Genomic DNA, 11,407 nt, shown 5'->3' with positions numbered 1-11,407 from the left:
TGTACTTCCGGCTGGCGCGGCTCACGCCGTATTTCTCTGTGTACTTCATTAGGGATTGCCGATAGGCCATGTCTTGTGTTATATTTTTGCTCATGAGGGATATGGTCTCCTTTCGGGCTAGTTTGGTGTGGTAACTTAACTATAACCCTTGAGACCATGTTCCTCATATCTTTTTATTCACTCGTCCAAGATGTATTGTAGCCCTACAGGAATTATCCCGGTAAAATCCCCAAAGCTCTTGTCCCAAAGGGACCCATGTGTTAAAATCACTTTATATGCCTGTGGGACATTTCCCCAAGGAGGAAAGGAAAAATGGAATTTCATTTTTTGGATAGATTTCAGCACATGGCTCCGCCGGCCGGCGGCGATGTGCTGAAAATGGCATCGGCCCCCGGGGTGATCCCCTTTTCGGCGGGCAACCCTTCGGCGGAGACCTTCCCGCTGAAGGAAATGGAACAGGTGACAAAGGATCTGTTTGCGCAAAAGGGAGCGGCGGCCCTGTTTCAGTATGGAGTCAGCGAGGGCTATGGTCCTCTGCGGGAGTTCCTCCAAAACCGGATGAAAAGCAAACACGGCACAGGCCGGGAGTCTGACCGGTTGATGATCACCAGCGGCGGACAGCAGGTCATCGATCTGTTCACTCGTCTGATGGTGAATCCGGGGGATGCTGTGATCGTGGAAGAGCCCACCTTCATGGGGGCGCTGAACACCTTCCGGTCGGCCGGGGCCCGCATTGTGCCGGTGCCCATGGAGCAGGACGGCATGGATCTGAACCGGCTGGAACAAGTGCTGCAAGAAGAAAAGCAGATAAAGTTCATCTATGTGATCACCACCTTCCAGAATCCCACCGGTTTTTCCACCACCATGGAAAAGCGCCGGGCCATCTACCAACTGGCTCAGAAATACGATGTGATGATTCTGGAGGACAACCCCTATTTTGAACTGCGGATCAGCGGGGAATACCTGCCGCCTCTCAAAAGTCTGGATGAAGAGGGCCGGGTCATTTTTGCAGGGTCTCTTTCCAAGATCCTGTCTCCCGGCGTGCGTCTGGGTTATGCCCAGGCCCATGAAGATGTGATCGCCCGCATGACGGCTTTGAAGCAGGCCGGGGATGTCCATTCCAACCTGTTTTTCCAGGCGGTGGCGGCGGAGTATTTCGCCCGGTACGATCTGGACGCCCATATTGCCGCCTGCACGGCTCTTTATAAGGAAAAGCGGGACCGGATGCTGTCGCTGCTGGAAAAGAATCTTCCGGAAGGGGTCACATTCTCCCGTCCGGAGGGAGGCCTGTTTGTCTGGCTCCAGCTGCCGGAAGGGCTGGATGGGTCGGCATTGGCGGCTCGCTGCGCCCAGAACAAGGTGGCCGTGGTGCCGGGCGCTGCTTTCCGGGCCGATGGCACACAGGTTTCGGCCGGTGTCCGGCTGAACTACTCCACACCCAGCCATGAGCAGATCGATGAGGGCGTGGAAATACTGGCCAGATGCGTCAGAGAGATCATGGGTTAGGATGTGAAAAAATGATAGAAGAAAAAATAGAACAAAAACAGGAAACCGAAGCACAACAGGCTCCACGGCCCAAAACGGTGTTCAGCGGCGTGCAGCCCTCGGGCAAGCTGACCTTGGGCAATTACCTGGGGGCCATGGGCAACTGGGTGGCTTTGCAGGAGGAAAACCGGTGCATCTTCAGCGTGGTGGATCTCCATTCCATCACTGTGCGTCAGGAACCGGCGGCTCTTCGCCGTCAGACGCTGGAAGTGCTGGCCCAGTATATCGCCTGCGGCATCGATCCGGAAAAAAGCCTGCTGTTTATCCAGAGCCATGTGTCGGCCCACGCCGAGCTTTCCTGGGTGCTCAACTGCTATACCATGTTCGGCGAATTGTCCCGCATGACGCAATTCAAGGATAAATCCAAAACCCATGCCGATAATGTGAATGCAGGCCTGTTTACCTATCCGGTGCTGATGGCCTCCGACATTCTGCTGTACCAGACCGATTTTGTGCCGGTGGGCCAGGATCAGAAGCAGCATGTGGAAATCGCCCGGGACATTGCCGAGCGCTTCAATGGCATTTACGGCAATGTGTTCACCGTGCCCGAGCCCCGCATTGCGGGAACGGGCGCCAGAATCATGTCCCTGGCCGATCCTACAAAGAAGATGAGCAAATCGGACAAAAACCAAAACGCCTTTGTGCTTCTGATGGACAAGCCGGAGGACATTATGCGAAAGTTCAAGCGGGCCGTCACCGATTCCGGCAGCGAGGTGCGCCGGGGTGAGGGCAAACACGGGGTGAACAACCTGATCGCCATTTACAGCGCGGCCGCAGGCTGCACGCCGGAAGCGGCCGAAGAGCGCTTTGCCGGCAAGGGCTATGGCGACTTCAAAAAAGCGGTGGGCGAAGCGGTGGTGGAAGTGCTGCGCCCGGTGCGTGAAAAGACAGAAGATCTTCTGAACAACAAGGATTATCTGGAAAAGGTCTATACCCAGGGCGCAGAGAATGCATCCCGCATTGCCCGGCGTACCCTGGAGAAGGTCTATAAAAAAGTCGGGTTCATCAAGAAACCCTTCTGATGGGAGCTTTGAATAGAAATGATAGACAATAGTGTTTTGATCACATCCTTTTTTGCCTTCGGTGTGGCTCTGGCCATCTCTTTTGCCATGACGCCCATTGTCAAGCTGTTCGCCAAAAAGGTGGGGGCCATCGATGTGCCCAAAGACGCCCGGCGGATGCACAAAGTGCCCATTCCCCGGCTGGGAGGCCTGGCCATTTTCCTGGGCTTCCTCATCAGTATTCTGCTGTTTGGCCGTATCGATCCCCAGATGAAATCCATTTTGCTGGGCGCGGTGTTCATCGTTATGCTGGGTGTGGTGGACGATATCCATCCCCTCAAGCCTCTGGTGAAATTTGCCGGTCAGATCGTGGCCGCCCTCATCCCGGTGTTGTCCGGCGTTGTGGTGGAACGGCTGATGAATCCCTTCGGCGATGGAAAGTACTTTGAACTGGGGCTTCTGGCTGTGCCCCTGACGGTGATCTGGATCGTGGGCGTTACCAACGCCGTCAACATGATCGACGGCCTGGATGGTCTGGCGGTGGGTGTTTCCACCATTGCCACCGTGACGGTGTTCACCATTGCCGTGCTGGTCAGCGAAAGCTATATTGCCGTGACTATGGCCGCCCTGGCCGGCGCCTGCATGGGCTTTATGCCTTACAACATGAACCCCGCCAAGATCTTCATGGGGGACACCGGTTCCATGTTCTTGGGGTATTTGCTGGCTACCATTTCCATCCAGGGTTTGTTCAAGTTTTATGTGGGCATTTCCTTTGCCGTGCCCTTTATCATCCTGGGCCTGCCCATCTTTGACACTACTTTTGCCATCATCCGCCGGCTGCTGAAGGGCCAGAGCCCCATGCACGCCGACCGGGGCCATGTGCATCACCGGCTCATCGATATGGGCTTTGACCAGAAGCAGTCGGTTGCCATTTTGTATATGCTTTCGGTGGTGCTGGGCCTGTCTGCCGTGGTGCTGGCCACCAGCGGCGAGGTGAAGATCATCATCCTGGCCGTGGCCATTCTGGCTTCGGTGCTCATCGGTCTGAGCGTCACCGGTCACGATAAGAAAAAGGAAAAAGAGCAGCAGGAAGAAAAGCAGGACGAGGGGACGGAAGACGCCCCGGGAAGCGAGGAAAAGCATGGATAAGATCAAAGTGATGTCGGTTTTCGGCACCCGGCCGGAAGCCATCAAAATGGCGCCTCTGGTGAAGGAACTGGAGAGCCGGGAAGAAGTGGAGAGCATCGTCTGCGTCACGGCCCAGCATCGGGAAATGCTGGATCAGGTGCTGGAGGCTTTTCAGATCACCCCGGACTATGATCTGGACATCATGGAGCCTTCCCAGACTTTGATGCGCATCACCGTTAAGGCCCTCACCGGCCTGGGGGATGTGCTGGAAAAGGCCAAGCCCGATCTGGTGCTGGTCCACGGCGACACTTCCACCACCTTTGTGGCGGCTCTGGCTTCTTTTTATGCCAAGGTGAAGGTGGGCCATGTGGAAGCGGGGCTGCGCACCTTTGACAAATACTCCCCCTTCCCGGAGGAGATGAATCGGACTCTGACCACCGATATTGCCGACCTGCATTTTGCTCCCACCAAGGCCAATGTGGCAAACCTCCATCGGGAGGGTGTGGAGAAGAATGTCTATATCACCGGCAACACCGTTATCGATGCTCTGAAAACCACAGTGCGGGACAATTACACCTTCCAGTGCCAGCGGCTCAATGAGATCGATTATCAGAAGGAACGGGTGGTGCTGCTCACCGCTCATCGCCGGGAGAACTATGGCGAGCCCTTCCAGAACATCATGGACGCTGTGCGCATGGTGGCCGAAAAGGAGCCGGATGTGCGTTTTGTCTATCCGGTGCATCTCAGCCCCTATGTGCAGCAGATGGCCCGGGACAACCTGAGGGATGTTCCCAATGTGGACCTGGTGGAGCCTTTGGGCGTGATGGATATGCACAATCTGATGGAGCGGGCCACCTTGGTGATGACCGATTCCGGCGGCATTCAGGAGGAAGCTCCTTCTCTGGGCAAGCCGGTGCTGGTGCTGCGCCGGGAAACCGAGCGGCCGGAGGCCGTGGAAGCCGGTACAGTGCGCATGGCCGGTGTGGAAGCCAAAGAAATCGCAGAGAAAGCATTGAAATTGCTGAATGATCCGGAGGAATACGGCAAAATGGCCCGGGCAGTTAATCCCTATGGAGACGGTGAGGCCTGCCGTCGGATTGCTGATGCGATTTTGTATGCCTTCGGAAAAACAAAGCAGCCCCCCGAGGACTTTACGCCGGGCACCGAGGAATAAGGGAGACCCATGAAAAAGGGGAAAATGGCTCAGGCGGTGGCGGCCGTCACCGCGTTGCTGCTGGTGGCGGTGCTCATCAGCTTCTATCTCTCTATGGTGGAGATGGAACCGGCGGGGACGATTACCCTTCCTTCCTCCCAGGGCTCCATTTCTGCCGATTTGGATAAATTGGGGGAAAATGGGCCATTGGTGGACGGGGTGCAGGTGGATGCATCCAATGTTCTGAATGTCATTGCTGCGCTGCATCGGCCGAAGGAATACACCTATGAGCTGGAGAGTACCCTTTCCTATCACAGTGCAGAGGATGTGCTGCGGATCAGAGGGGCCGTGCAAGGCCGCCGCAGTCATATCCAGCAGCTTTCGGAAAGCGGAGCCGTGGAAAAGGAGATCATCATTGCTCCTTCCGGCTACTATGCCTGGCGCAGCGGACAGGTCAATCCCTATGTGGGGACGCTGGGGCAGGGCATTTCCCAGGATGGGGAACTCACCGCCTTCTATGACGATGCCAGCCGGGTGCCCACCTATGAAGCGGTGCTGGAGCTGGACCCGTCCCAGATTCTGGAGGCCGGGTATGTGGAACAGGATGGGGAAGCCTGCATTTATGTGAAGGTGGAAAATCCCCTGGCCGGTACCCAGGACAACTATTATATCGCCGTTTCCACCGGTCTTTTGTACCGGGCGGAAAGCGAGAAGGACGGCATGACCACCTATTCCATGAAACTGACCCGGGTGACGGTGGAAGATGTGCCCGAAAGCCGGTTCCAGCTGCCCAATGGTCAGATGGTGGAAGAGGAATAAAACTCTTTTTGGTGCTTTTGCAAGGCCCGGTTTGCGGGTGAAGAATTTTTTGTGTGTACGGCCCCGGCGATGCCGCCGGGGCTGTTTTTGAGCCAAATTGTTTCAGGAGAACAGTATAACTTTATGACAAATGATATGACAAAAGGCAGCCCCATGCGGTTGCTGCTGGCCTTTTCCATTCCCCTTTTTATTGGAAATGTGTTTCAGCAATTTTACAGCATGGCCGATACGGTGATCGTGGGACGTACCATCGGCGTGCAGGCTCTGGCGGCGGTGGGGGCCACCGGTGCCATCTCCTTTTTGATCCTGGGCTTTGCCCAGGGCCTGACCAGCGGCTTTTCGGTGATGGCCGCCCAGTGTTTCGGAGCAGGAGAGGAGGAACGGCTGCGGGACAGCGTGGCCACTTCCATTTTGCTGTGCGTGGGAAGCACGCTGGTCATCACTCTTCTGGCGGTGGTCACCGCCCGGCCGCTGCTGGAAGTGATGAATACCCCTGGGGATATCATCGACGATGCCTGGCGGTATATTGTGGTGATCTATTACGGCATCGGCGCTGCGATTTTCTATAATATGATCTCCGGCATTATCCGGGCGGTGGGGGACAGCCGCACGCCGCTGTATTTCCTCATTATCGCCTGCATTATCAACATCATTCTGGACTATGCCTTTATCGCCTTTTTCGGCATGGGCGTGGCTGGGGCCGGCTGGGCCACCGTCATCGCCCAGCTTCTGGCCGGTCTGTTGTGCCTTTTTTATGTGAAGCTCCGGTTTCCTGTACTGCACCTGAAGAAGCGGAATTGGCATTGGGATAAGGGCTTTGCCTGGCAGCATCTGCGGGTAGGACTGCCCATGGCTTTTCAGTTTTCCATCACAGCGGTGGGAGTTATGGTGCTGCAAACGGCCCTCAATGGCTTTGGCTCCACGGCAGTGGCTGGGTTTACCGCCGCTACCAAGATCGAGAACCTGGCCACCCAGGCGTTGGTGACTTTGGGGGCGGCCATGGCTACCTATGCTGCGCAGAATTATGGCGCAGGGCAGCCCCGGCGGATTCGACAGGGCGTGCGGGCCAGTGGAAAACTGGCCCTGGTGTTCAGTCTGGTAGGCGGGGCCTTGGTGATCTTTTTCTGTAAGGGGCTGGTGAGCCTGTTCCTGGGAGAAAATGACGGAGCTGTGACGGCCTATGCACAGACCTATCTGAACATCGTGGGGCCGTTCTTTTTCATTCTAGGGCTGTTGTTTATTTTCCGCAACACCCTGCAAGGAATGGGATTCGGAGGCATTCCTCTGCTGGCCGGTGTCAGCGAATTGGTGGTCCGTGTGGCGGCGGCCATGTGGCTGGCCGATGCCTGGGGATTCAGCGGCGTATGTGCGGCAAGCTCCATTGCATGGGTTCTGGCCACCGCTCTTTTGCTGGGAGGCTATATTGTTATTTTGAATAAAGTGGAGCGATACCCGGCCCAATATGGCCGTGTGTCTGTAAACAAGGAGAAACAGAAATGAACCTGCGGGAATACCGGTCGGAGGACTGTCCCCGGCTGATGGAGCTGTTTTGGGACTCGGTGCATGGGGTGGCTTGCCGGGATTATACCCCGGCTCAGCTGGATGCCTGGGCTCCCCGGGAAATGGATGGGGAGCGCTGGGCCCGGACTTTTTCCCACCATCGCACCTTTGTAGTGGAGGAAGGGAACGAGATCTGGGGATTTGCCACCCTGGATGGGGATTATTTCGATCATCTTTTTGTCAGCAGCACCGCCCAAAGGCGGGGCGTGGCCACGGCCCTGGCCGATCGGGTGGAGCAGACCGCCAAGGAGCAGGGCTTTTCCCGTATTTCGGTGCACGCTTCTCTCACAGCCCGGCCTTTCTTTGAGAAACGAGGTTATCGGATGCTGAAACAGCAGCAGGTGGAACGCTTTGGTGAGCGGCTGACCAACTTTGTGATGGAAAAAGATCTATAAACAAAAAAGGCCCCAAAGGGCCTTTTTTCATCAAAATCCCAGCAAGAGCAATGCGCCTACAATGAGCAAGGTGTCCGCCAGGTTGGATTTTTCACCGTTTTCATCGGTATCGGCCAGCAAAAAATAGACCAATACCAAGAGCAAAATGGTGTCGCTGTCCAGTTCCGGCAGCTTGAGGCGCTGGCCCAGACTGCCCAGCAGACCGCTCTTTCGAGGGGGCTGGTTTTCGGGGCGGGCCTGGGGCTCGGAATCGGAGAAAGGGGGAGGCGGGGGCATTTGGGCCGCCTGGGGGAAGAAGGCTTCAAAGCCATCTCCTTGAAAGTAGCGGTCATACATGGACTCATCTCCTTTGCAGCCCGCCCAGGGCCTCCTGGGTCGCCCGGGCCAGATTGGCCATTTTTACCGCCCGGTCAATATCCGGTGCCCGGCGCTGCCCCAGATAGGGCTTGAGGGCCCGCAGCAAATTGACCTTTTCCGGCTTGAGATAATTGGCATCTCCAGAAAAAGCCATCATCAGCCGGGGAAGCAAGGCCGGGTCCATTCCGCTTTGCTTTTCGGTGGTTTCTTCGGCAGAGGGAGAGGAGCCCTTTCCAAACAGGGAGAACAATGAAGAAAGATCCAGCCCACCCTCTTTCTTTTGCTCATTCTCAGCAGGCGTAGAGGAAAGGCCCTTTCCCAGAGAGGCCAGAAGGGAAGAGATGTCCCCGCTGTTCTGTTCTCCGGATGGAGGTGGGTTTGTTTGGTCCGGAGAGCCGAACAGGCCTCCCAGCCCTCCGGAGGCAGGAGACGGGCTTTGAGAAGCGACAGATTCCTGCAGCGCCGGAGCCAGGCCGGCGGCCAGATCGGTGACTTTTTTCATGCTTTCCGGATCGGAAAACAGCTTCTGTAAGGTATCCTGGATGTCGGCCATAGGTTCCGTCCTTTCTCCGCGTTTTCAGAAAAGGGTCCAGGCGGCCGGCGCGGAAGGCCGCCTGGGAGCAAAAAGTCAGCGGCCCACCACTTCGATGATTTTGGCGGCCAGTTGTGCCCCTTCCGGGCTGGAAAGCAAAGTGGAAAGCAGCACACGGGCCTGATCCTGATCGCCGCTGGCCGCAGCGGCTGCGGCGTTTTTGATGGCGTCGCCTCCGTCGCTGGCCAGCATGGCAATGAGCTGCCGGCCGCTTTCGGTGTTGACCACACTGTTGAGTTTATCCAGACTCTTCACGATTTTGGCCCCCTGGGGACTGGCCATGAGGACCTTGGCAAGATTTTCGTAATCGTTTTGCATGATGTATCTCCTCCCATGGGCTTTTCAACACAGTATATGCGGAAAAAAACTGTCCGGTTCCGAAAAAACGGAAAAAGTTCCGCTGCCCCCTTTCTTTTTTCATGCAAGTGATGTATTCTAAAAGCCAAGATCAAACAAAATGGAAAAGAGGAGGGGATGGGATGAAGCTGTGCGTGGCTTCCGATTCCCATGGGAATTTTGATGCGCTGTGCCGGATGCTGGAAAAAGAAAACCCCCATTGTCTGCTTTTTTTAGGCGATGGCGTGCGGGATGCAGAGGATGCCGGAATGTTGTTTGGCTGTCAGGTGCTGGCGGTGGCGGGCAACTGTGATCTGATGTGCCAGGAGCCCTTGACCAGAACGCCTCAGCCGGAGGGAGTGCGGCTTTTTCTCAGCCATGGCCATCGCTTTGGCGTCAAGGATGGGTTGGATGAATTTCTGCGGGCAGCCCAGCAGGCCGGTGCTCAGGCGGCCTTTTTTGGTCACACCCACCAGCCGGTGGCACTTACGAAGTGGCCGATTCCTTTGTATAATCCGGGAAGTATTGGCTATGAAGGCACTTATCTGCGCCTGGAGATCGACCAGGGCCAATTTTCCTGTAGTCTGGAAAGGATCGATAGGGATGTATAAACAGATTTTGCAAGGCTTCCGCCGCAAGGCTGTGCCTTTTTCTCTGTGGGTGGGATTGTTCCTGCTGATGATCAGCTTCTATGAGGCCATCTGGCAGACACCCTATGCCACGCCGGTGCATTTTCTCATTCCGGCGCTGCTGTTTTGTCTGGTTACGGTGGTGATTTGCGGCTATTCTTTTGTATCTTATGAATACCGGCTGATGCACGATCACCTGTTTATCCGGCTCCAGCTGATGGGACATCCCATAAAGGCCAAGGTCATTGCGCTGGGAAACCCGGAATGTATTTTGGTGGAGGGTTGCTCTATCGGCAGTACACTGGGGAGAGGCAAACAGCATTATTATCTGCCCCTCATTGGTCGGGATCGGTACTGTATGCTTCGTTACCGGGACAGGGGGGCTTTGCGGTACCTGGTGTTCCGGCCTTGCTCTGTGCTGGTGGATATGATCCGCCTTCAGCTGGAAAGCGAGCGGGCCAGCCGGAGAGAAGAGAAAGAAGAAAGAAGAAAGAAACGAAAATGAAAAATAGGTCACAGATGCAAGAGCAGGGAGAGGAAATATTTCCTATCCCCGCTCTTTATTTTTAGATGTAGCAGCGATATATTGAAATCAGTACAAAAAAATATAACTGCACTATGGTAAGGAGGTATGGGTATGAAAAGGAAATGTTCTTTGTTGCTGGCCATCATGTTTTGTCTTACATTGCTGCCTTTTTCGTCTTTGTCGGTGCAGGGCGTCCACGCTGGTCTTCAGGTTTCCGCTGGGGGGTAATTTCACTTTGGTGACCCAGAATGATGATCTATATACCTGGGGCGTAGGTGAAAATGGCTATGCGGAGGGACTTCCTTAAAACAGCCCTGTGCCAATAAAGATTCTCTCCAATGTGAAGATGGCAGTGAGCAGAGGGTGGACCAACTATGCTATTACAAAAAATGGGGCTTTATATGGCTGGGGTGAAAACTGGGAAGATACTATAGGACTTTCGGGAGGTAAGATCTGGCGGCCGACCCGAATTATGCTCCATGTGGATCGAGTAAGTATGGACGATTCTAAATTATCCACCGCTATTACCGAGAGTGGAGAGCTTTATATGTGGGGATTCTATGCCGATAGAATCTATGAAATTCATGATCGAGAAGACTGGACTTTCACAACCCCCGAGAAAATTGACTGCGGCGATACCGCTGTGGCCGATGTGGTGGCCCAGGGGACAGACACTCTGATCCTCACCCAGGAAGGCGGGTTATATCTGTGGAATATCAGTTGGGTTTATGATGTCGGCTGGGATCTCAAACAGGTGACTACCGGCGTGATGGTGCCGAAGCAGCTGCAAAGGGAGCCGAAGCCGCCGGAGGAACCTGGAAACCGCCCCTTGGATCGAAAAGGAATCTTTGATGCAGAGTATTTTGTGGACCCCGCAGGGGATCTCTATTCCTTTGCCGATGGGACCGCAAAGCAAGTGACAACCTCTGGCAAGGTGTCCTATTGCGATGATGACCTGATCATTACCCGGGATGGCAGTCTGTATCTGTGGGAAGGCCAGTGGGTGAAGAAGGAGGGCCTGCCCCCCTGATGTGAATGACGATCAGATCTATGCCAAGGAGATCCGGCTGTTGTATCAGACAGGGATTTTGCAGGGAAGTGACGCAGAAGGAAACTTCTATCCCGGTGATCGGATCACCTGGGCAGAAGCGACCGCAATTCTCAACCGGCTGTGCCAGAAGGATGCACGAATCGGTGCATAATGGCGAATTGTTTACGAGAAAAAATAATGAAAACAGCCCGGGCCGCAGTGAAGTGACCCCAAAAAGTTAGACAATATTTTGAAGTAAAAATTGTTCAAGCAGCCGAAAGGGCTTGCTGTCTGTGACTTGCAGGCGGCAAGCCCTTTAGCTTTGCCTTGATCCTG

General features: G+C 55.1%; 14 protein-coding genes. 11 read left to right on the top strand and 3 right to left on the bottom strand.

Annotated features, from left to right (window positions below; genetic code table 11):
- Positions 1-312: 312 nt before the first annotated feature.
- The 7 genes from KQI26_RS14405 (at position 313) to KQI26_RS14375 (ending at position 7,601) form a co-directional block, all read left to right on the top strand.
- Positions 313-1,506, top strand: a complete 1,194-nt coding sequence (locus KQI26_RS14405; protein WP_216504955.1) for a PLP-dependent aminotransferase family protein — start codon at positions 313-315, stop codon at positions 1,504-1,506.
- An 11-nt stretch (positions 1,507-1,517) separates the two neighbouring features.
- On the top strand, positions 1,518-2,567 hold the full coding sequence (gene trpS / locus KQI26_RS14400) for a tryptophan--tRNA ligase (protein ID WP_216504954.1): 1,050 nt from the start codon (positions 1,518-1,520) through the stop codon (positions 2,565-2,567).
- An 18-nt stretch (positions 2,568-2,585) separates the two neighbouring features.
- Complete coding sequence (locus tag KQI26_RS14395) at positions 2,586-3,695, top strand: MraY family glycosyltransferase (protein WP_118747842.1); 1,110 nt, start codon at positions 2,586-2,588, stop codon at positions 3,693-3,695.
- On the top strand, positions 3,688-4,848 hold the full coding sequence (gene wecB, locus KQI26_RS14390; protein ID WP_216504953.1) for a non-hydrolyzing UDP-N-acetylglucosamine 2-epimerase: 1,161 nt from the start codon (positions 3,688-3,690) through the stop codon (positions 4,846-4,848). Before KQI26_RS14395 ends, wecB begins: the two co-directional genes overlap by 8 nt.
- A gap of 9 nt (positions 4,849-4,857) precedes the next feature.
- Complete coding sequence (locus KQI26_RS14385) at positions 4,858-5,646, top strand: hypothetical protein (RefSeq protein ID WP_216504952.1); 789 nt, start codon at positions 4,858-4,860, stop codon at positions 5,644-5,646.
- Between the two features lie 123 nt (positions 5,647-5,769).
- On the top strand, positions 5,770-7,146 hold the full coding sequence (locus tag KQI26_RS14380; protein ID WP_216504951.1) for an MATE family efflux transporter: 1,377 nt from the start codon (positions 5,770-5,772) through the stop codon (positions 7,144-7,146).
- Entirely contained in the window at positions 7,143-7,601 is a 459-nt protein-coding gene (locus KQI26_RS14375; RefSeq protein WP_216504950.1) for a GNAT family N-acetyltransferase, read from the top strand. Before KQI26_RS14380 ends, KQI26_RS14375 begins: the two co-directional genes overlap by 4 nt.
- A 30-nt stretch (positions 7,602-7,631) precedes the next feature.
- On the opposite strand, the gene KQI26_RS14370 is transcribed toward KQI26_RS14375, so the two are convergent.
- The 3 genes from KQI26_RS14370 to KQI26_RS14360 all read right to left on the bottom strand — a co-directional run bounded on the left by KQI26_RS14370 (position 7,632) and on the right by KQI26_RS14360 (position 8,868).
- The gene (locus tag KQI26_RS14370) at positions 7,632-7,937 is read right to left on the bottom strand and encodes a hypothetical protein (protein WP_216504949.1); all 306 of its coding nucleotides are present in this window, start codon (positions 7,935-7,937) and stop codon (positions 7,632-7,634) included.
- 4 nt (positions 7,938-7,941) lie between these two features.
- Positions 7,942-8,511 carry a hypothetical protein gene (locus KQI26_RS14365; RefSeq protein WP_216504948.1) on the bottom strand — a complete coding sequence of 190 codons (570 nt, stop codon included), beginning with the start codon at positions 8,509-8,511 and terminating at the stop codon, positions 7,942-7,944.
- Positions 8,512-8,586: 75 nt separating this feature from the next.
- Complete coding sequence (locus tag KQI26_RS14360) at positions 8,587-8,868, bottom strand: hypothetical protein (RefSeq protein WP_118428735.1); 282 nt, start codon at positions 8,866-8,868, stop codon at positions 8,587-8,589.
- Between the two features lie 161 nt (positions 8,869-9,029).
- On the opposite strand from KQI26_RS14360, the gene KQI26_RS14355 reads away from it, so the two are divergent.
- The 4 genes from KQI26_RS14355 to KQI26_RS14340 all read left to right on the top strand — a co-directional run bounded on the left by KQI26_RS14355 (position 9,030) and on the right by KQI26_RS14340 (position 11,243).
- Entirely contained in the window at positions 9,030-9,497 is a 468-nt protein-coding gene (locus tag KQI26_RS14355) for a metallophosphoesterase (RefSeq protein ID WP_177614222.1), read from the top strand.
- Positions 9,490-10,020, top strand: coding sequence for a hypothetical protein (locus KQI26_RS14350; RefSeq protein WP_216504947.1), 531 nt, complete (start codon positions 9,490-9,492; stop codon positions 10,018-10,020). Before KQI26_RS14355 ends, KQI26_RS14350 begins: the two co-directional genes overlap by 8 nt.
- Before the next feature lie 517 nt (positions 10,021-10,537).
- Positions 10,538-11,071, top strand: coding sequence for a hypothetical protein (locus KQI26_RS14345; protein ID WP_216504946.1), 534 nt, complete (start codon positions 10,538-10,540; stop codon positions 11,069-11,071).
- Between the two features lies 1 nt (position 11,072).
- Complete coding sequence (locus tag KQI26_RS14340; protein WP_216504945.1) at positions 11,073-11,243, top strand: S-layer homology domain-containing protein; 171 nt, start codon at positions 11,073-11,075, stop codon at positions 11,241-11,243.
- Positions 11,244-11,407: the final 164 nt, after the last annotated feature.

The sequence above is a fragment of the Intestinimonas sp. MSJ-38 genome (genome assembly GCF_018917925.1).
GTDB lineage: Bacteria > Bacillota > Clostridia > Oscillospirales > Butyricicoccaceae > Pseudobutyricicoccus.
This window is presented reverse-complemented; position numbering and strand designations above follow the sequence as displayed.